Genomic DNA, 20,081 nt, shown 5'->3' with positions numbered 1-20,081 from the left:
CCACCCCCATTCATCCTCCGTTCGGGTGCGCCCTCAGCGCGTCGCCCGAACGGATAGAGGAGAAAATTGATGAACCATCATTCCCACGTCATGGACCCGTTCAACCCGGCCGTCCCGGTGCAGACCTTTGATCAGATGAAAATCTCGATCGCGTCGCCCGAGAAGATCCTGTCTTGGTCCTACGGCGAGATCAAAAAGCCCGAGACCATCAACTACCGTACGTTCAAGCCTGAGCGTGACGGGCTGTTCTGCGCGCGTATCTTTGGCCCCGTGAAGGACTACGAATGTCTTTGCGGCAAGTACAAGCGCATGAAGTTCAAGGGCGTCATCTGCGAGAAGTGCGGTGTTGAAGTCACCCTGAGCCGCGTCCGTCGCGAGCGCATGGGTCACATCGAACTCGCAGCTCCGGTTGCCCACATCTGGTTCCTGAAGTCGCTGCCGAGCCGCATCGCCCTGCTGCTCGACATGACCCTCAAGGATATCGAGCGTATCCTCTACTTCGAAAACTATGCCGTTCTGGATCCGGGTCTGACCCCGTTCACCCAGCATGAGCTGCTGACCGAAGAACAGTACCTCGACGCCCAGGACGAATACGGTGCTGACAGCTTCACCGCCAAGATCGGCGCCGAGGCTATCCGCGACATCCTGCTCGCCCTCGATCTCGAAAAGATCGCGGCCGACCTGCGCGTGGAAATCGCCGAGTCGACCACCGAGCTGAAGCCCAAGAAGCTGGCCAAGCGCCTCAAGATCGTCGAGCAGTTCATCGTTTCGGGCAACAAGCCCGAGTGGATGATCATGACGATCATTCCGGTCATCCCGCCCGAACTGCGTCCGCTGGTTCCGCTGGATGGCGGCCGCTTTGCGACCTCCGATCTCAACGACCTCTACCGTCGCGTGATCAACCGCAACAACCGCCTGAAGCGCCTCATCGAGCTGCGTGCGCCGGATATCATTATCCGCAACGAAAAGCGCATGCTGCAGGAAGCTGTTGACGCCCTGTTCGACAACGGGCGCCGTGGCCGCACCATCACCGGTGCCAACAAGCGTCCGCTGAAGTCGCTGTCCGACATGCTCAAGGGCAAGCAGGGCCGCTTCCGTCAGAACCTGCTCGGCAAGCGCGTCGACTATTCGGGTCGTTCGGTTATCACCGTGGGTCCGTACCTCAAGCTGCACCAGTGCGGCCTGCCCAAGAAGATGGCGCTTGAGCTCTTCAAGCCCTTCATCTACTCGCGCCTCGAAGCCAAGGGCCTGTCGTCCACGGTCAAGCAGGCCAAGAAGCTGGTCGAGAAGGAAAAGCCCGAAGTCTGGGATATCCTTGACGAAGTCATCCGCGAGCACCCGGTTCTGCTGAACCGTGCGCCTACGCTGCACCGTCTTGGTATCCAGGCGTTCGAGCCGATCCTCATCGAAGGCAAGGCCATCCGTCTGCACCCGCTCGTCTGCTCGGCCTTCAACGCCGACTTCGACGGTGACCAGATGGCTGTGCACGTTCCGCTGTCGCTCGAAGCGCAGCTGGAAGCGCGCGTGCTGATGATGTCGACCAACAACATCCTGCACCCCGCGAATGGTCAGCCGATCATCGTGCCGTCGCAGGACATCGTTCTGGGTCTCTACTATCTGTCGATCATGGCAGAGGGTGAGCCGGGCGAAGGCATGGCTTTCGGGTCTTATGCCGAGCTTGAGCACGCGCTCGACAACAAGGTCGTCACCCTGCACACCAAGATCAAGGCTCGCGTTCCGGGCTGGGATGCAGATGGCAAGCAGATCACCGAGATCGTGGAAACGACCCCGGGTCGCATGCTCATCGGCCAGATCCTGCCGCTGAGCCCGGCTGTGCCGTTCTCGACGGCCAACCAGCTGATGACCAAGAAGATGATTTCCAAGATGATCGACACCGTGTATCGCGGTTGCGGTCAGAAGGAGACGGTCATTTTCTGTGACCGTGTCATGCAGCTCGGCTTCAAGAACGCCTGTGACGCCGGCATCTCGTTCGGCAAGGACGACATGGTTATCCCTGCGTCCAAGTACACGATCGTGGATGAGACCCGTAAGCTGGTCGAAGAATTCGAGCAGCAGTACAATGACGGCCTGATCACTCAGGGCGAAAAGTACAACAAGGTCGTCGACGCTTGGGCAAAGTGCGGTGACAAGATCGCCGAAGAGATGATGAAGGGCATTGCTGCCGTTCAGATCGATCAGGAGACCGGTCGTCAGAAGCCGATCAACTCGGTTTACATGATGAGCCACTCCGGTGCTCGTGGTTCACCGGCACAGATGAAGCAGCTCGCTGGTATGCGCGGCCTTATGGCCAAGCCCGACGGCTCGATCATCGAGACGCCGATTACCGCGAACTTCAAGGAAGGCCTGAACGTTCTCGAGTACTTCAACTCGACCCACGGTGCCCGTAAGGGTCTGGCCGATACCGCTCTGAAGACCGCTAACTCCGGTTACCTGACGCGTCGTCTCGTCGACGTGGCCCAGGACGCAATCATCGTCACCGAGGATTGCGGCACCGAGCGCGGCCTGACCATGGAACCGATCGTCGATGCTGGCCAGATCGTGGCTTCGCTCGGCCAGCGCGTTCTCGGTCGTACGACTGCGGACGATGTGTTCCACCCGCTGACGGGCGATCTGATTGCTCCCAAGGGCACTCTGCTCGAGGAAAAGCACATCGACGTGATCGAAGAGGCTCGTATCCAGTCGATCCGTATCCGTTCGCCGCTGACCTGCGATCTCCGCCAGGGCTGCTGCGCTTCGTGCTACGGTCGTGACCTGGCGCGCGGTACTCCGGTCAACATCGGTGAAGCTGTCGGCGTTATCGCCGCTCAGTCGATCGGTGAACCCGGTACCCAGCTCACCATGCGCACGTTCCACATTGGTGGTACGGCACAGGTGGTCGACAGCTCGTTCCTCGAATCCGGCGCTGAAGGCAAGATCACCGTCCGCAATCCGAACCTCGCCAATGTCGAGGGTGGCAAGCAGGTGGTCATGGCCCGTAACGTTGCACTCGTCATCCTCGATGACGAAGGCAAGGAACGCGCCACGCACAAGGTGACCTACGGCTCCAAGCTCCTCGTCAAGGAAGGCGACAGCGTTCGTCGTGGCCAGCGTCTGGCCGAATGGGACCCGTACACCCGTCCGGTTCTGGCCGAAGTCGAAGGCGAGGTCCTGTTCGAAGACCTGCTCGATGGTGCTTCCGTTGCGGAAAACACCGACGAGGCCACCGGCTTCACCAAGCGCGTTGTCATCGACTGGCGCGGCAATCAGCGCGGTGAAGGCCTCAAGCCTGCTCTCGCCATTGCTCGTGGTGGTGCTGTGGCCAAGGTCGACCGTGGTGGCGAAGCGCGCTACTTGCTGTCGGTGGATGCGGTTATTGCCGTTGAGCCCGGTGAAAAGGTTGTCCCCGGTGACGTTCTCGCGCGTATTCCGCTCGAAAGCGCCAAGACCAAGGACATCACCGGCGGTCTGCCGCGTGTGGCCGAGCTGTTCGAAGCCCGTCGTCCGAAGGATCACGCCATCATCGCCGAGATCGATGGTACCATCCGCTTCGGCCGCGACTACAAGAACAAGCGTCGCGTCATCATCGAGCCGACCGAGGACGGTGCAGATCCGGTCGAGTACCTGATCCCGAAGGGCAAGCCATTCCATCTTCAGGAAGGCGACACCATCGAGAAGGGCGAATACATCCTGGACGGCAATCCTGCTCCGCACGACATCCTTGCCATCAAGGGCGTCGAGGAACTGGCACGCTACCTCGTCAACGAGATCCAGGAAGTGTACCGCCTGCAGGGCGTGTTGATTAACGACAAGCACATCGAAGTGATCGTTCGCCAGATGCTGCAGAAGGTCGAAATCGTGGATCCAGGCGAGTCTGGCCTGCTCAAGGACGAGCAGCTCGACAAGCTGGACTTTGACGAGCTCAACGACCAGCTGGTCAGCGAAGGCAAGAAGCCTGCTACGGCCAATCCGGTGCTGCTCGGCATCACCAAGGCGTCGCTGCAGACCCGTTCGTTCATCTCGGCTGCTTCCTTCCAGGAAACCACCCGCGTCCTCACCGAGGCGGCAGTTTCCGGCAAGGCCGACCTGCTCGAAGGCCTCAAGGAAAACGTCATCGTTGGTCGCCTGATCCCGGCCGGTACCGGTGCTGGCCAGTCCAAGGCCAAGCTCATCGCGACCAAGCGCGACGACCTCATCCTCGAGGAACGTCGTCGTCAGGCCGAAACGGTGCAGCTCGCTGCTCCCAAGTAAGACTTGGGCACAATCTGAATAGGGAAGGGGCCTTCGGGCCCCTTTTTCTTTTCCGCCGCTCTGACTATGAGCGCGGCACCGCGCTCGCTCGCGGCCACCTCTTCCTTCTGAAATGGACATCATTCGCATTTGCGGGGCCTCGCGCCGCGGGCTTTCTCGCGCGCCGAACGGTGCCGCTTGACGGCACGTGCCAAAAATGGAATGTTTGTTGCGCCTGCCTTCCAAAATAGAATGGATGAGCTATTTCGGATTGCGGTTCACGAGGGAGGAAATCGATGAACAGACTTACCAAACGGCTCGCAGCCGTCGCTCTGGCCGCCATTACCCTGCCGGCCACCATTGCCCCGGCACTGGCTGAAGGCGAGCGGTTCGTGCTCGTTTCGCACGCCCCGGACTCCGACAGCTGGTGGAACACAATCAAGAACGCCATCACCCTGGCCGGGGAGCAGATGGGCGTCACCGTGGAATACCGCAATCCTCCCACCGGTGATCTCGCCGATATGGCGCGCATCATCGAGCAGGCCGCTGCGTCGAGCCCCAATGGCATTATCTCGACAATCGCCGACTATGATGTGCTGTCGGGCCCGCTCTCTGACGCTGTCAGCCGCGGTATTCCGGTCATCACCATCAATTCCGGAACGATCGAGCAATCCAAGGAAATCGGCGCGCTGCTCCATGTCGGCCAGCCGGAATATGATGCCGGCTTCGGTGCCGGTGAGAAGGCCAAGGCGGCTGGTGTCACCAACTTCCTGTGCGTCAATCACTACATTACCAATCCGGCGTCCGTCGAACGCTGCCAGGGTTTTGCTGATGCCATTGGCACCGAGCTGGGCAACCAGATGATCGACGCAGGGCAGGACCCGGGCGAAATCCAGTCCAAGGTCAGCGCCTATCTCCAGACCAATCCGGACACCAACGGCATTCTCACGCTCGGGCCGACCTCTGCCCATCCCACGATCGCGGCCCTGAACTCTAATGGCCAGGCTGGCGCCATCTTCTTCGGCACCTTCGACCTGTCCGGCGAAATCGCCACGGCCATCAAGGACGGAACGATCAACTTCGCCATCGACCAGCAGCCGTTCCTGCAGGGCTATCTGCCGGTTGTGGTTCTGACCAATCTCGCCCGTTACGGCGTCGTTCCCGGCAACTCGATCAACTCCGGCCCGGGTTTCATCACCAACGACAATATTGCTCTCGTCGAGCAATACGCTGGTCAGTACCGCTGACCATCCTCCCGCCCGGGGTGGCCGCTGTGCCGCCCCGGATGGAAGCCAGGACCGGCGCTGAGCGCCAATTCCCAAATTCGGAGACATGAAGATGGTTGGCCAGTCCACAGGGACGCCGGCGCTGGACGAACGTATCCAGCGACAGTCTACATTCCGCCGGGCCTTCATGCGCCCTGAACTCGGGGCTATGGCGGGCACAGTACTGGTGTTCTGCTATTTCGCCATTGTGGCTGGTGGCACCGGAATGTTCGCCGCAGACGGGATGATGAACTGGGGCGTGGTGTCGGCCCAGTTCGTCATCATCGCGGTCGGCGCCTGCCTCCTGATGATCGCCGGCGAATTTGACCTCTCGGTGGGCTCGATGATCGGCTTTGCCGGCATCGTCATTGCCTTGCTCAGCGTGCATATGGGCTGGCCCATGTGGGCCTCCATCATCGCCGCTTTCATCGTCGCCATGCTGATTGGCGCCGCCAATGGCTATCTGGTTATCAAGACCGGCCTGCCGTCCTTCATCGTCACCCTGGCCTCGCTTTATATCCTGCGGGGCCTCACCATCTACCTGTCGATCTCCACCACGCGCCAGACCATTATCGGCGGCGTCCGGGATGCGGCCCAGGGCGATTGGCTGGCCGCGGTGTTCGGCGGCAAGGTCCTCGGCTTCGTCTTCTATTGGATGGCGGACATGGGGATGATCGCGACCTTCCAGGCCGGCAACAAGGCCGGGCAGCCGGTCGTCGACGGCATTCCCATGCTCATGGTCTGGGCCGTCATCCTGATCGTCTTTGCCCATATCCTCTTGACCCGCACCCGGTTCGGCAACTGGATCTACGCTGCCGGTGGCGATGCCAAGGCGGCCCGCTATGTCGGCGTACCGGTCGATCGGGTGAAGATCGCCATGTTTGTCTTCTCGGCTTTCTGCGCCACCGTATTCGCGACGTGTCAGGTCATGGAGTTCGGCTCGGCGGCCGCCGACCGTGGCCTGCTCAAGGAGTTTGAGGCCATCATCGCCGTGGTGATTGGCGGGGCGCTGCTCACCGGCGGCTATGGCTCGGTGATCGGTGCTGCCCTTGGCGCACTGATCTTCGGTGTCGTTCAGCAAGGCCTCTTCTTTGCAGGGGTCGAGAGCTCGCTGTTTCGCGTCTTCCTCGGCGTGATCCTGCTCCTCGCCGTCATCCTCAATACCTACATCCGCCGCCTCATCACCGGGGAGCGCTGAGCCATGTCCACTGCACCACTCATCGAACTCATCGATATCAAGAAGCAGTTTGGCCCGGTCATTGCGCTCAATGGCGTCTCTGTCTCGGTCATGCCAGGCGAATGCCATTGCCTGCTCGGCGACAATGGCGCTGGCAAGTCGACCTTCATCAAGACCATGGCCGGGGTCCACAAGCCAACCAGCGGCGAGATCCGAATGGGCGGCAAGAAGGTGGAGTTCGCCAATCCACGTGACGCGATGACCGCAGGGGTGGCGACAGTCTATCAGGACCTCGCCATGATCCCGCTCATGTCAGTCACCCGGAACTTCTGGATGGGGCGCGAACCCCGCAAGGGCTGGGGACCATTCCGGTTCCTCGATATGGACCAGTCCAACCAGGTCACCCTCGAGGAAATGCGCCGCATGGGCATCAGCCTGCGTGAGCCGGACCAGGCCGTCGGCACGCTCTCAGGTGGCGAGCGCCAGACCGTCGCCATTGCTCGCGCGGTCTATTTCGGCGCCAAGGTCCTGATTCTTGATGAGCCCACTTCCGCCCTGGGTGTGCGCCAGACTGCCAATGTCCTTGCCACCATTGATCGCGTGCGAAAGACCGGCATTGGCATTGTCTTCATCACCCACAACGTTCGTCATGCCATGGCCGTGGGGGACCGCTTTACCGTCCTCAATCGCGGCAAGACACTGGGGACTGCGGTAAAGGGTGAACTTAAGCCCGAGGAACTGCAAGATATGATGGCGGGCGGCGCCGAACTGGCAGAGCTCAGTGGCTCGCTCGGTGGCACGGTATAAGCAAATAGCTGAGGGGGCTGGGGATGGATACGATCGGGGTTGGCCTCATCGGCACGGGATACATGGGCAAATGCCATGCCCTAGCCTGGAACGCGGTGCTGCCTGTGTTTGGTGATTGTCCCCGTCCGCGGCTTGTGGGGCTGGCCGAGGTCGACGCCGATCTGGCCCGGTCGCGGGCCCACCAGTTTGGCTTCGAGCGTTCAACGGCCGATTGGCGGTCGCTGATCACCGACCGCGAGATCGAAGTTGTCTCCATCACCACCCCCAACGCCTTTCACGCTGAAATGGCCGTGGCAGCGCTGGAAGCGGGCAAGCATGTCTGGTGTGAAAAGCCGATGGCGGTTGGCTTCGCGGATGCTACCCGAATGGCGGACGCAGCCCGCAAAAGCGGCAAGGTCGCCATCCTCGGCTACAACTATATCCAGAACCCGCTGATCCGGCAGATCGGCCATATGATAGACGAGCGCGAGATCGGTGAGATCAACCACGTCCGCATCGAGATGGACGAAGATTTCATGGCCGACCCCGACGCGCTGTTCTATTGGAAGAGTGAAGCAAGCTCGGGCTACGGCGCCCTCGATGACTTCGCGGTTCACCCCCTCAGCATCCTGCAGGTGCTGTTCGGCACACCAACGCGCGTATTCGCGCATATGTCCCGCCCCTACGATGACAGGCCGACACAGGACGGTGGCAGGCGACGAGTTGAAACCTTTGATATCGCCAATGTGCTCTTCGAATTGGGTGGGATCAGCGGTGTCCTCGCCGTCAATCGCTCAGCTTGGGGGCGCAAGGGGCGCATCGCCATCCAGATCTTCGGGTCGACGGGAAGCATTGTCTATGATCAGGAGCGGATGAACGAGCTCCAGATCTACAAAGCCGGGCAGGGGGCCCAGAGCGGCTACACAACGATTCTCGCCGGGCCAGGTCATTTCCCTTACGATCGGTTCATTCCCGCCCCAGGGCATGGATTGGGTTTTAATGATTTGAAAGCCATCGAATGCCGGGAGCTGCTCTCCGCCATCGAGGGAAGGGAAGGCCGTGTCGTCGACTTCGATGCGGGTTTGGAGATCGAACGCTGCGTCCATGCAACGGCGCAAAGCCACGCGGAACAAAGGTGGATTGACCTTTGACGATCACTCGGCACCTGTCCCGGTCTGGGACGCTGCCGAACGGTTTGTTCCACCTTCGTCCAGTTCGGGTTTGGACCCCAGGGTGTCCCGAACACTCAAAAACGCAAGGCTCTCCTTCGGTTTTTTCACGAAAGAATCCTTGACGGAACGAGTCATCAGTTCTAAACAGCGCCTACCTTAGCGGTCGGTCGTGGTCGTCACACCGGGTCCCTGCCATCTAGCGCGGGAATCCAGGACAACCAAACACACTGTCGGGTAACTAGACGAAGCAAATCCATGTGCGCATGACTGCCGCCTGAAAAGGTGTGTGGTCCGCTGCAATAGAGGCGCTGCCGATCCTGAAAGGGTTCGGGTGAGCGCCACTTTGGTTTGTTTGTGTAGACCGTATATTTTTGGACCAATGGAAAGAGCGCAATGCCCACCATTAATCAGCTGATCCGCAAGCCACGCGCCAGCAAGCCAAAGCGGAACAAAGTTCCGGCCATGGAAGCTAACCCGCAAAAGCGCGGCGTTTGCTCTCGTGTGTACACCACGACCCCCAAGAAGCCGAACTCCGCTCTCCGTAAGGTGGCCAAGGTTCGTCTCACCAACCAGCGTGAAGTGATTTCCTACATCCCCGGCGAGGGGCACAACCTGCAGGAACACTCCGTGGTGCTGATCCGTGGCGGCCGCGTTCGCGACCTTCCCGGTGTTCGCTATCACATCCTGCGCGGTGTCCTCGACACCCAGAGTGTGAAGGACCGCAAGCAGCGCCGGTCCAAGTATGGCGCGAAGCGTCCGAAGTAAGGAGATCCTGAGTCATGTCCCGTCGCCACCGCGCAGAAAAGCGTGACGTTATTCCAGATGCCAAGTTTGGCGATCTGGTGCTCACCAAGTTCATGAACTCCCTGATGAGGGACGGCAAGAAGTCTGCTGCCGAATCCATCGTCTATGGCGCTTTCGACATTGTCGAAGCCAAGCTCAAGCAGGACCCGATCACCGTGTTCCATGGTGCTTTGGACAACATTCGCCCGGCCGTTGAAGTCCGGTCGCGCCGCGTTGGCGGTGCTACCTACCAGGTGCCGGTGGAAGTTCGTGTTGACCGTCAGCAGGCTCTTGCCATTCGCTGGCTGATCGACAGCGCCCGCAAGCGCGGCGAGAACACCATGCGCGAACGTCTGTCCGGCGAGCTCATGGACGCCATCAATGGCCGTGGTCAGGCCGTCAAGAAACGCGAAGACACGCACCGTATGGCTGATGCCAACCGTGCCTTCTCGCACTACCGCTGGTAGTAGGAGTACCTTATGGCACGCGAAATCCCGATCAACCTCTATCGTAACTTCGGCATCATGGCTCACATTGATGCTGGCAAGACCACCACGACCGAGCGTATCCTGTACTATACCGGCAAGAACCATAAGATGGGCGAGACCCATGATGGTGCTTCCACCATGGATTGGATGGAGCAGGAGCAGGAACGCGGTATCACCATTACCTCGGCTGCCACGACGACGTCGTGGAAGTCGCGTGACGGTGTGCAGCATCGCTTCAACATCATCGACACGCCCGGTCACGTGGACTTCACCATCGAGGTTGAGCGCTCCCTTCGCGTGCTCGACGGTGCCGTTGCGCTGCTCGACGCCAATGCCGGCGTTGAGCCGCAGACCGAAACCGTCTGGCGCCAGGCTGACAAGTACGACGTTCCGCGTCTGATCTTCGTCAACAAGATGGACAAGATCGGTGCGGACTTCTTCCGCTGCGTCGACATGATCGGCTCGCGCCTGGGTGCCAAGGGCATCCCTGTGCAGATCCCCGTCGGTGCCGAGACTGAGTTCAAGGGCGTCGTTGACCTGATCGAGATGAATGCTCTGATCTGGCACAACGAAGAGCTGGGCGCTCAGTGGGATGTCGTCGAGATTCCGGAAGACCTCAAGGCAACTGCCGAGAAGTTCCGTGAGCGCATGATCGAAGCCGCCGTCGAAATGGACGACGACGCGATGGAAGCGTACCTGAACGGCGAAATGCCCAACAACGACACCATTCGTCGTCTGCTGCGCAAGGGCGTTCTGGATACCAAGTTCTTCCTCGTCTATTGCGGTTCCGCGTTCAAGAACAAGGGCGTTCAGCCCCTGCTCGACGGCGTTATCGACTTCCTGCCTGCGCCGACCGACATTCCGGCCATCAAGGGCATCGACGCCAAGACCGAAGAGCCGATCGAGCGTCACGCTGACGACAACGAGCCGCTCTCGATGCTGGCATTCAAGATCGCCAACGACCCGCACATGGGTACGCTGACGTTCTGCCGCATCTACTCGGGTCACCTCGAGGCCGGCATCAACCTGGAAAACACCGTGAAGGGCAAGCGCGAACGCGTTGGCCGCATGTTCCAGATGCACTCGAACAGCCGTGAGCAGATCACCGAAGCTTTTGCTGGTGACATCGTGGCAATCGTGGGCCTCAAGGACACCACCACTGGTGATACCCTGGCGCCGACCAACTCGCAGGTTATCCTCGAGCGCATGATCTTCCCGGATCCGGTTATCGACATCTCCGTCGAGCCGAAGTCCAAGGCCGACCAGGAAAAGATGGGCCTCGCCCTGAACCGCCTGGCTGCTGAAGATCCGTCGTTCCGCGTCAAGACCGACGAAGAATCCGGCCAGACCATCATTTCGGGCATGGGTGAACTTCACCTCGACATTCTCGTCGACCGTATGCGTCGTGAATTCAAGGTGGAAGCCAATATCGGTCAGCCGCAGGTGGCTTACCGTGAGACGATCACCCGCAAGACCGAAAAAGACTACACCCACAAGAAACAGTCTGGTGGTTCGGGTCAGTTCGCCCGCATCAAGATCGTTGTCGAGCCGGGTGAAGCCGGTAAGGGTCTCGAATTCGTCAACGCCATCGTCGGCGGCGCTGTTCCGAAGGAATACGTCCCGGGCGTGTCGAAGGGTGTCGAATCGGTCATGGGCGCAGGCCCGCTGATCGGCTTCCCGGTGGTCGACGTGAAGGTCACCCTCGTCGATGGTGCATACCATGACGTGGACTCCTCGGTCCTCGCCTTCGAAATCGCAGGTCGTGCAGGCTTCCGTGAAGCCATTCGTGAAGCTGGCCCGAAAATTCTCGAGCCAATCATGAAGGTTGAAGTTGTCACGCCAGACGACTACATGGGTGACGTCATCGGCGACCTCAACTCGCGTCGTGGGCAGATCCAGGGCACTGAAAGCCGTGGTGTTGTCCAGGTCGTGAATGCGTTCGTGCCGCTTGCAAACATGTTCGGTTATGTGAACTCGCTGCGCTCGATGAGCCAGGGTCGTGCTCAGTACACGATGACGTTCGACCATTACGAGCAGGTTCCGCAGGCTGTTGCCGACGAAGTCCAGGCCAAGTACGCCTAAACACCAGCGCAAGCTATAAACTCAAACTGAAAGTCGGCGATTGCGCTGACGATTTTGGAGAAAAAAGATGGGTAAGGAAAAGTTTTCCCGCTCCAAGCCGCATTGCAACATTGGCACCATTGGCCACGTTGACCATGGCAAGACCTCGCTGACCGCGGCTATCACCAAGGTGCTGGCTGAAGCTGGTGGCGCTACTGCCCGCGACTATGCGTCGATCGATAGCGCGCCTGAAGAAAAGGCACGCGGCATCACCATCAACACCTCGCACGTCGAGTACGAGACGGAAAACCGTCACTACGCACACGTCGACTGCCCGGGCCACGCTGACTATGTGAAGAACATGATCACCGGTGCTGCCCAGATGGACGGCGCGATCCTGGTCGTGTCCGCCGCTGACGGCCCGATGCCCCAGACCCGTGAGCACATCCTGCTCGCTCGTCAGGTTGGCGTGCCGGCACTGGTCGTGTTCCTGAACAAGTGCGACATGGTCGACGACGCCGAGCTCCTCGAGCTCGTCGAACTCGAAGTTCGTGAACTGCTGTCCTCGTACGAGTTCCCGGGCGACGATATCCCGATCATCAAGGGTTCGGCTCTCGCCGCTCTTGAAGATTCCGACAAGAAGCTCGGCCACGACGCCGTGATGGAGCTGATGGCCGCTGTTGACGCGTACATCCCGCAGCCAGAACGTCCGGTTGACCAGCCCTTCCTGCTCCCGATCGAAGACGTGTTCTCGATCTCGGGTCGTGGTACGGTTGTGACCGGTCGCGTTGAACGCGGCATCGTCAAGGTTGGCGAAGAAGTCGAAATCGTCGGCATCAAGGCAACCCAGAAGACCACCGTCACCGGTGTCGAAATGTTCCGCAAGCTGCTCGATTCGGGCCAGGCTGGCGACAACGTTGGTGCCCTGATCCGTGGTATCGACCGCACTCAGGTTGAGCGCGGCCAGGTTCTCTGCAAGCCCGGTTCCGTGACCCCGCACACCGACTTCACTGCTGAGGTGTACATCCTCACCAAGGAAGAAGGCGGCCGTCACACTCCGTTCTTCGGCAACTACCGTCCGCAGTTCTACTTCCGTACCACGGACGTGACCGGCATCGTGACGCTTCCCGAAGGCACCGAAATGGTGATGCCGGGCGACAACCTGAACATCAACGTTCAGCTGATCGTTCCGATCGCCATGGAAGAGAAGCTCCGCTTCGCTATCCGTGAAGGTGGCCGTACGGTTGGTTCGGGCGTCGTTGCTACGATCCTGAAGTAAGCCTCTTAGACATTCGCGGCGCGCGGATGATCGCGCGCCGCGATCAATTTTGTCAGGATTTGAGAAGATGAACGGTCAGAATATCCGCATCCGCCTCAAGGCGTTTGACCATCGCGTGCTCGATACGTCGACCCGCGAGATCGTCAACACCGCCAAGCGCACGGGTGCACAGGTTCGCGGTCCCATTCCGCTGCCGACCCGCATCGACAAGTTCACCGTCAACCGCTCGCCGCACATCGATAAGAAGGCTCGCGAGCAGTTTGAGATCCGGACCCACAAGCGTTTGCTTGACATTGTGGACCCGACCCCTCAGACGGTGGATGCACTGATGAAGCTTGACCTCGCCGCCGGCGTCGACGTCGAAATCAAGCTCTAAAGAATAAAACAAATTCCGCGCCTGCCGCTAAAGGGGTCCTCTGAAACCATGACCCGGCAGAGCGCCAACAAGAAGGTATAACCGATGCGTTCTGGATTGATCGCACAGAAGCTGGGGATGACTCGCATCTTCGCAGAGGACGGCTCGCACGTCCCTGTGACAGTTCTGAGTCTGGAAAACTGCCAGGTGGTAGCCCAGAAGACCGTGGAGAAGGACGGCTACGTCGCCCTGCAGCTTGGCGCAGGCCAGGCTAAGGCAAAGAACACCTCCAAGGCAGAGCGCGGCCACTTCGCCGCTGCCAAGGTCGAACCCAAGCGTCACGTGACCGAATTCCGCGTCGATGCAGAGAACCTCATCGAGGTTGGCGCCACTCTTAAGGCGGACCACTTCGCTGAAGGCCAGCTCGTCGATGTGACCGGAACGTCCATCGGTAAGGGTTTTGCCGGTGGTATGAAGCGCTGGAACTTTGGTGGTCTGCGCGCCTCGCACGGTGTTTCCGTGTCTCACCGCTCCATCGGTTCGACTGGTGGTCGTCAGGACCCCGGTAAGACCTTCAAGAACAAGAAGATGCCCGGCCACATGGGTGACCGTCGCATCACCACCCAGAACGTCAAGGTCGTCAAGACCGACGTGGAACGTGGCCTGATCCTCATCCAGGGTTCGGTTCCGGGCTCCAAGGGTGCTTGGATCACGATCAAGGACGCCGTCAAGAAGCCGGCTCCCGCGAACGCTGCCCTGCCGGGTTCGTTCGAGGCCGCAGCTGCGGGAGAAGCGAAGTAAATGGAACTCCAGGTAACTACTCTCGACGGTAAGTCGGCCGGTACTGTCGCCCTCGCGGACGACGTGTTCGGTCTCGAGGTTCGCCCCGACATCCTGCACCGTATGGTTCGCTACCAGCAGCTTAAGGCTATGGCTGGTACGCATGACGTCAAGAACCGCTCCGAAGGCGTGCGCACGGGCAAGAAGTTCGTGAAGCAGAAGGGTTCGGGCGGCGCTCGTCACGGCGACCGTAAGGCTCCGCAGTTCCGTGGTGGTGGCCGTGCATTCGGTCCGACCCCGCGTAGCCACGCGATCGATCTTCCCAAGAAGGTCCGCGCACTGGCACTCAAGCATGCTCTGTCGGCCAAGGCCGCTGCAGGCTCGCTGATCGTGCTGGAAAGCGTTGCACAGGCGGAAGCCAAGACTGCAGCTCTGCGCACCACTTTTGGCAAGCTCGCCTGGGCAAACGCTCTGATCATCGACGGTGCAACTGTCGACCAGAACTTCGCTCTTGCCGCGCGCAACATCCCGAATATCGACGTGCTGCCGGTGCAGGGGATCAACGTTGTTTCGATCCTTAAGCGTGACAAGCTCGTCCTGACCAAGGCAGCGCTTGAGGCGCTGGAAGCGAGGTTCGCATGAACAAGCTTGCCGCTTACGATATCGTCCGTAACCCCGTCGTGACTGAAAAGTCCACGATGGCTTCGGAAAACAACCAGGTCGTTTTCGACGTGGCCATCGATGCATCCAAGCCCGAGATCAAGGCTGCTGTCGAGCAGCTCTTCTCGGTCAAGGTCAAGGCAGTGAACACCCTCGTCCGCAAGGGCAAGGTGAAGCGCTTCCGCGGCCGCATCGGTCACCGGAACGACGTGAAGAAGGCCGTTGTGACCCTCGTCGACGGCCAGTCGATCGATATTTCGACCGGCCTCTAAGGGACAAGAGACAGCAAAATGGCTCTAAAGACTTATAATCCCACCTCCGAAGGCCGTCGTACTCTCGTTACGACCGACCGTTCGCAGCTCTGGAAGGGTGCCCCGGTCAAGGCTCTGACCGAAGGCCTCAGCAAATCCGGTGGTCGTAACAACCGTGGTCGCATCACTGCGTTCCACCGTGGTGGCGGTCACAAGCGTACGTACCGCATGATTGATTTCAAGCGTGCCAAGTTTGACGTCGTCGGGACCGTAGAACGTCTCGAATACGATCCGAACCGCACGGCCTGGATCGCTCTGATCAAGTACGAAGACGGCGAGCTCGCCTACATCGTTGCTCCGCAGCGTCTGGCTGCTGGCGACAAGGTCATCTCGTCCATGTCGGCTCTCGACGTGAAGCCGGGCAATGCCATGCCGCTCGAGCGTATGCCGGTCGGTACCATCGTCCACAACGTCGAGCTCAAGCCCCGCAAGGGCGGCCAGGTCGCTCGTTCGGCTGGTGCCTATGCCCAGTACGTCGGTCGTGACGCTGGTTGGGCCATCCTGCGCCTGAACTCGGGTGAGCAGCGTCGTGTGCATGGCACTTGCCTTGCAACCGTCGGTGCCGTGTCCAACCAAGACCACGCCAACACCTCGCTCGGCAAAGCCGGTCGCAACCGTTGGCTCGGCCGCAAGCCGGTCAACCGTGGTGTGACCATGAACCCGGTCGATCACCCGCATGGTGGTGGTGAAGGCCGTACCTCTGGTGGCCGTCACCCGGTTTCGCCGTGGGGCAAGCCGACCAAGGGCAAGCGTACGCGTAGCAACAAGGCAACGGACAAGTTCATCGTTCGCAGCCGTCACGTTAAGAAGGGCAGGTAAGCCATGACCCGTTCGATTTGGAAGGGCCCGTTTGTCGACGGCTACATGCTCAAGAAGGCTGAAAAGGCCTTGGCATCCGGCCGCAACGATGTGGTCAAGATCTGGAGCCGTCGCTCGACCATTCTGCCGCAGTTCGTGGGTATCACGTTCGGCGTGCACAACGGCCAGAAGCACGTTCCGGTCAGCGTCACTGAAGACATGATCGGCCACAAGTTTGGCGAGTTCGCGCCGACCCGTACCTATTACGGTCACGCCGCCGACAAGAAGGCCAAGAGGAAGTAAGATGGGCAAGCCAAAGACTGAGCGCGCTCTCAAGGACAACGAGGCTAAGGCTGTTCTGCGCATGCTGCGCATCAGCCCTCAGAAGCTGAACCTCGTCGCGCAGTTGATCCGTGGCAAGAAGGTTGAGAAGGCCCTGGCCGATCTCGAATTCAGCCACAAGCGCATCTCTGGCCAGGTGAAGAAGGTGCTCGAGAGCGCCATCGCCAACGCCGAGAACAACCATGGCTTGGACACCGACGCCCTCGTCGTTGCAGAAGCCTTCGTGGGCAATTCGCTCGTCATGAAGCGTTTCATGGCTCGCGGTCGCGGTAAATCGTCGCGGATCGAGAAGCCTTTCTCGCATCTGACGATCATCGTCCGGCAAGTTGAGGAGGCCGCATAATGGGTCAGAAGATCAATCCAATCGGCTTCCGCCTGGGCATCAACCGCACCTGGGACAGCCGCTGGTACGCAAACAAGGGCGAGTATGGTTCGCTGCTTCAGGAAGACCTGAAGATCCGCACCATGCTGATGAAGGATCTGAAGGCGGCTGCCGTCTCCAAGATCGTCATCGAGCGTCCGCACCGTAAGTGCCGCGTGTCGATCCACACTGCCCGTCCGGGCATCGTGATCGGCAAGAAGGGCGCTGACATCGACAAGATCCGCGCCAAGGTGAAGAAGTTCACCGACTCGGAAGTGCACATCAACATCGTTGAAGTGCGCAAGCCCGAGACTGACGCGACCTTGGTCGCTCAGGGCATCGCTCAGCAGCTGGAACGCCGTGTGGCATTCCGTCGCGCCATGAAGCGTGCCGTGCAGACTGCAATCCGCATGGGCGCCGGTGGTATCCGCGTCAATGTTGGTGGTCGTCTTGGTGGTGCCGACATCGCTCGTACCGAATGGTACCGCGAAGGCCGCGTGCCGCTGCACACCCTGCGTGCGGACATCGACTACGGCACTGCCGAAGCCGAAACCACGTATGGCATCATCGGCATCAAGGTGTGGATCTTCAAGGGCGAAGTCCTTGAGCATGATCCGTCCGCTCATGAGCGTCGCGCTACCGAAGGTAGTGAAGGTGGCCAGCGTAGCGAGCGCGAACCGCGCCGTGAGCGTGGCGATCGCGACCGCGAACGCGCATAAGAAGGTTGAACGACTATGCTGCAACCGAAGAGAACTAAGTTCCGCAAGGCCCACAAGGGCCGCATCCATGGCCAGGCCAAGGGTGGCACCGAGCTGGCATTCGGCCAGTACGCACTGAAGGCCACCGAGCCGGAACGCGTTACTGCCCGCCAGATCGAGGCAGCCCGTCGCGCGATCACTCGCGAGATGAAGCGTCAGGGTCGCGTCTGGATCCGGATTTTCCCGGATCTGCCGGTTTCCAAGAAGCCTACCGAAGTCCGAATGGGTAAGGGTAAGGGCTCCGTGGAGTTCTGGGCCGCACGGGTAAAACCTGGTCGCATCGTTTTTGAGATTGACGGCGTACCCGAAGACGTTGCAAAGGAGGCCCTTCGCCTCGGAGCAATGAAGTTGCCGATCACCACGCGCATCGTACAGCGCATTGTCGACTAAGGGACACGAGCATGAAAGCCAGTGATGTGCGGAGCAAAACCGCAGACGAACTGAAAGATCAGCTCGTCGACCTCAAGAAAGAACAGTTCAACCTGCGTTTCCAGCGTGCTACCCAGCAGCTGGAAAAGCCGGCCCAGGTCAAGCAGGTCCGCCGTGATATCGCGCGGATCAAGACGATCCTCGGCCAAAAGAGCGCAGCTAAGTAAGGAATCGATCCCATGCCAAAGCGCGTTCTGCAGGGGACTGTTGTCTCCGACGCCAATGACAAGACAATCGTTGTCCGTGTCGAGCGCCGTTTCACGCACCCCCTTCTCAAGAAGACCGTGCGTCGTTCCAAGAAGTACCATGCCCATGACGAAGCCAATGTGGCCAAGGTCGGGCAGACTGTTTGGATCGAGGAAACTGCGCCGATCAGTAAGAACAAGCGTTGGACGCTTGTTCCGTCAGCGTAAGAGAATTTTTGATATTAGGTCGGCGAGCCGGATGACGGTGCAGCCGGTTCAACTAGAAGGCATCCAGTTATGATCCAGATGCAGTCCAATCTCGATGTCGCCGATAATTCCGGCGCCAAGCGAGTCATGTGCATCAAGGTGCTGGGCGGTTCGCATCGCAAGTACGCCTCGGTCGGCGACATTATTGTCGTTTCGGTCAAGGACGCTATTCCGCGTGGCCGCGTTAAAAAGGGCCAGGTGATGAAGGCCGTGGTGGTTCGCACCGCAACCGACATCCGCCGTCCCGATGGCACCGTCATCCGTTTTGACAAGAACGCCGCGGTTCTGATCAACAATCAGAAAGAACCTATCGGCACCCGTATCTTCGGACCTGTTCCGCGTGAACTCCGCGCTAAGAACCACATGAAGATCATCTCGCTCGCCCCAGAGGTGCTGTAATGGCCTCCAAGATCAAGAAGGGCGACAAAGTCGTCGTCCTCGCTGGTAAGGACAAGGGCAAGACCGGTCAGGTCCTGCAGGTTATCCCCAGCGAAACTCGCGCGCTCGTTCAGGGCATCAACCTGATCCGTCGCCACACCAAGCAGACTGCGTCGACCGATGCCGGCATCTTCACCAAGGAAGCGCCGATCCATCTGTCCAATCTCGCCGTTGCTGATGCCAATGGCAAGCCGACCCGCGTCGGTTTCCAGATCAAGGACGGCGTGAAGTCCCGCGTCGCCAAGACCACCGGAGATGCGATCGATGGCTGAGACCGCTTATATTCCGCGCCTGCGCACGGTCTATGAAGAGACCATCAAGGCTGAACTGACCAAGCAGTTCAACTACACGAACGTCATGCAGCTGCCCAAGATCGACAAGATCGTGCTGAACATGGGCGTTGGTGAAGCAGTGGCCGACACCAAGAAGGTGAAGTCCGCTGCTGGCGAAATGGAAAAGATTGCTGGTCAGAAGCCGGTCATCACCCATGCGCGCAAGTCGATCGCTGGCTTCAAGGTCCGCGAAGAGATGCCGCTCGGCGTCAAGGTCACCCTGCGCGGCGTGCGCATGTACGAATTCCTGGACCGCCTGGTGAACATCGCCCTGCCGCGCGTTCGTGACTTCCGTGGCCTTAATCCGAATTCCTTCGACGGCCGTGGCAACTATGCCATGGGCATCAAGGAACACATCATCTTCCCCGAAATCAACTATGATCAGATCGATCAGGTTTGGGGCATGGACATCGTGATTGCCACGACGGCCAAGACGGATGATGAAGCACGCGCGCTTCTGCGGGCTTTCAACTTCCCGTTCCGCCAGTAAGCGGGCAGGGAAGGGATAAAGGATCAGGACATGGCAAAGACCAGCTCCATCGAAAAGAACAACAAGCGCGCCGCCCTGGCCAAGCAGTATGCTAACAAGCGTTCTGCTCTCAAGGCAACCATCAAGGACCAGAATCTGTCCATTGAAGAGCGCTTCAACGCAACGCTCAAGCTCGCAGAACTTCCCCGCAACTCGGCAAAGGTGCGCGTGCGCAACCGTTGCGAGGTCTCGGGTCGTCCGCGTGGTTACTATCGCAAGCTCAAGATGAGCCGTATCGCCCTGCGTCAGCTGGGCAACCTGGGTCAGATCCCGGGTCTGGTCAAGTCGAGCTGGTAAG

General features: G+C 59.8%; 24 protein-coding genes. All 24 read left to right on the top strand.

Features of this window, described 5'->3' with window-relative positions; genetic code table 11:
- Positions 1–69: 69 nt before the first annotated feature.
- The 24 genes from rpoC to rpsN all read left to right on the top strand — a co-directional run bounded on the left by rpoC (position 70) and on the right by rpsN (position 20,080).
- Positions 70–4,248: a DNA-directed RNA polymerase subunit beta' gene (gene rpoC / locus NYQ88_RS13525; RefSeq protein ID WP_275651655.1), complete on the top strand. Its 4,179-nt coding sequence runs from the start codon at positions 70–72 to the stop codon at positions 4,246–4,248.
- 275 nt (positions 4,249–4,523) lie between these two features.
- Positions 4,524–5,474, top strand: coding sequence for a sugar ABC transporter substrate-binding protein (locus NYQ88_RS13520; RefSeq protein ID WP_275651654.1), 951 nt, complete (start codon positions 4,524–4,526; stop codon positions 5,472–5,474).
- Between the two features lie 91 nt (positions 5,475–5,565).
- On the top strand, positions 5,566–6,690 hold the full coding sequence (locus tag NYQ88_RS13515) for an ABC transporter permease (protein ID WP_275651653.1): 1,125 nt from the start codon (positions 5,566–5,568) through the stop codon (positions 6,688–6,690).
- A 3-nt stretch (positions 6,691–6,693) separates the two neighbouring features.
- Entirely contained in the window at positions 6,694–7,476 is a 783-nt protein-coding gene (locus NYQ88_RS13510; RefSeq protein WP_275651652.1) for an ATP-binding cassette domain-containing protein, read from the top strand.
- 23 nt (positions 7,477–7,499) lie between these two features.
- Positions 7,500–8,606, top strand: coding sequence for a Gfo/Idh/MocA family oxidoreductase (locus NYQ88_RS13505; RefSeq protein WP_275651651.1), 1,107 nt, complete (start codon positions 7,500–7,502; stop codon positions 8,604–8,606).
- A gap of 414 nt (positions 8,607–9,020) precedes the next feature.
- Positions 9,021–9,392, top strand: coding sequence for a 30S ribosomal protein S12 (gene rpsL, locus NYQ88_RS13500; RefSeq protein ID WP_191772539.1), 372 nt, complete (start codon positions 9,021–9,023; stop codon positions 9,390–9,392).
- A gap of 14 nt (positions 9,393–9,406) precedes the next feature.
- Positions 9,407–9,877 (top strand): 30S ribosomal protein S7, encoded by a 471-nt coding sequence (gene rpsG, locus NYQ88_RS13495; RefSeq protein ID WP_275651650.1) that lies wholly within the window; start codon positions 9,407–9,409, stop codon positions 9,875–9,877.
- Between the two features lie 12 nt (positions 9,878–9,889).
- Positions 9,890–11,980, top strand: coding sequence for an elongation factor G (gene fusA / locus NYQ88_RS13490; protein ID WP_275651649.1), 2,091 nt, complete (start codon positions 9,890–9,892; stop codon positions 11,978–11,980).
- A gap of 67 nt (positions 11,981–12,047) precedes the next feature.
- Positions 12,048–13,238: an elongation factor Tu gene (tuf, locus tag NYQ88_RS13485; protein ID WP_275651648.1), complete on the top strand. Its 1,191-nt coding sequence runs from the start codon at positions 12,048–12,050 to the stop codon at positions 13,236–13,238.
- A gap of 67 nt (positions 13,239–13,305) precedes the next feature.
- On the top strand, positions 13,306–13,614 hold the full coding sequence (rpsJ, locus tag NYQ88_RS13480; RefSeq protein WP_035080820.1) for a 30S ribosomal protein S10: 309 nt from the start codon (positions 13,306–13,308) through the stop codon (positions 13,612–13,614).
- 84 nt (positions 13,615–13,698) lie between these two features.
- The gene (gene rplC, locus NYQ88_RS13475) at positions 13,699–14,394 is read left to right on the top strand and encodes a 50S ribosomal protein L3 (RefSeq protein ID WP_275603703.1); all 696 of its coding nucleotides are present in this window, start codon (positions 13,699–13,701) and stop codon (positions 14,392–14,394) included.
- Positions 14,395–15,015, top strand: coding sequence for a 50S ribosomal protein L4 (rplD, locus tag NYQ88_RS13470; RefSeq protein WP_275603702.1), 621 nt, complete (start codon positions 14,395–14,397; stop codon positions 15,013–15,015). It abuts the gene before it with no gap.
- Positions 15,012–15,305 carry a 50S ribosomal protein L23 gene (locus NYQ88_RS13465; protein WP_275651647.1) on the top strand — a complete coding sequence of 98 codons (294 nt, stop codon included), beginning with the start codon at positions 15,012–15,014 and terminating at the stop codon, positions 15,303–15,305. The genes rplD and NYQ88_RS13465 overlap by 4 nt, the downstream gene beginning before the upstream one ends.
- Positions 15,306–15,323: 18 nt before the next feature.
- Positions 15,324–16,163 carry a 50S ribosomal protein L2 gene (gene rplB / locus NYQ88_RS13460; RefSeq protein WP_275651646.1) on the top strand — a complete coding sequence of 280 codons (840 nt, stop codon included), beginning with the start codon at positions 15,324–15,326 and terminating at the stop codon, positions 16,161–16,163.
- Between the two features lie 3 nt (positions 16,164–16,166).
- The gene (gene rpsS, locus NYQ88_RS13455; protein WP_240229335.1) at positions 16,167–16,445 is read left to right on the top strand and encodes a 30S ribosomal protein S19; all 279 of its coding nucleotides are present in this window, start codon (positions 16,167–16,169) and stop codon (positions 16,443–16,445) included.
- A 1-nt stretch (position 16,446) separates the two neighbouring features.
- On the top strand, positions 16,447–16,827 hold the full coding sequence (gene rplV, locus NYQ88_RS13450; RefSeq protein WP_275651645.1) for a 50S ribosomal protein L22: 381 nt from the start codon (positions 16,447–16,449) through the stop codon (positions 16,825–16,827).
- The gene (gene rpsC / locus NYQ88_RS13445; protein ID WP_275651644.1) at positions 16,827–17,564 is read left to right on the top strand and encodes a 30S ribosomal protein S3; all 738 of its coding nucleotides are present in this window, start codon (positions 16,827–16,829) and stop codon (positions 17,562–17,564) included. The genes rplV and rpsC overlap by 1 nt, the downstream gene beginning before the upstream one ends.
- A 15-nt stretch (positions 17,565–17,579) precedes the next feature.
- Positions 17,580–17,993 carry a 50S ribosomal protein L16 gene (rplP, locus tag NYQ88_RS13440; RefSeq protein WP_275603697.1) on the top strand — a complete coding sequence of 138 codons (414 nt, stop codon included), beginning with the start codon at positions 17,580–17,582 and terminating at the stop codon, positions 17,991–17,993.
- 11 nt (positions 17,994–18,004) lie between these two features.
- Positions 18,005–18,199: a 50S ribosomal protein L29 gene (gene rpmC / locus NYQ88_RS13435; RefSeq protein WP_275651643.1), complete on the top strand. Its 195-nt coding sequence runs from the start codon at positions 18,005–18,007 to the stop codon at positions 18,197–18,199.
- A gap of 12 nt (positions 18,200–18,211) precedes the next feature.
- Positions 18,212–18,445 carry a 30S ribosomal protein S17 gene (rpsQ, locus tag NYQ88_RS13430; RefSeq protein WP_275651642.1) on the top strand — a complete coding sequence of 78 codons (234 nt, stop codon included), beginning with the start codon at positions 18,212–18,214 and terminating at the stop codon, positions 18,443–18,445.
- A gap of 69 nt (positions 18,446–18,514) precedes the next feature.
- Positions 18,515–18,883, top strand: coding sequence for a 50S ribosomal protein L14 (gene rplN / locus NYQ88_RS13425; RefSeq protein WP_275651641.1), 369 nt, complete (start codon positions 18,515–18,517; stop codon positions 18,881–18,883).
- The gene (gene rplX, locus NYQ88_RS13420; RefSeq protein ID WP_275651640.1) at positions 18,883–19,194 is read left to right on the top strand and encodes a 50S ribosomal protein L24; all 312 of its coding nucleotides are present in this window, start codon (positions 18,883–18,885) and stop codon (positions 19,192–19,194) included. The genes rplN and rplX overlap by 1 nt, the downstream gene beginning before the upstream one ends.
- Complete coding sequence (gene rplE / locus NYQ88_RS13415) at positions 19,187–19,744, top strand: 50S ribosomal protein L5 (protein WP_275651639.1); 558 nt, start codon at positions 19,187–19,189, stop codon at positions 19,742–19,744. Before rplX ends, rplE begins: the two co-directional genes overlap by 8 nt.
- Positions 19,745–19,774: 30 nt before the next feature.
- The gene (gene rpsN, locus NYQ88_RS13410) at positions 19,775–20,080 is read left to right on the top strand and encodes a 30S ribosomal protein S14 (RefSeq protein WP_275651638.1); all 306 of its coding nucleotides are present in this window, start codon (positions 19,775–19,777) and stop codon (positions 20,078–20,080) included.
- Position 20,081 lies beyond the last annotated feature (1 nt).

This window comes from Devosia sp. SD17-2 (genome assembly GCF_029201565.1).
GTDB lineage: Bacteria > Pseudomonadota > Alphaproteobacteria > Rhizobiales > Devosiaceae > Devosia.
The sequence above is the reverse complement of the archived record's forward strand: the minus strand, read 5'-3'. Positions and strand labels throughout refer to the sequence as shown.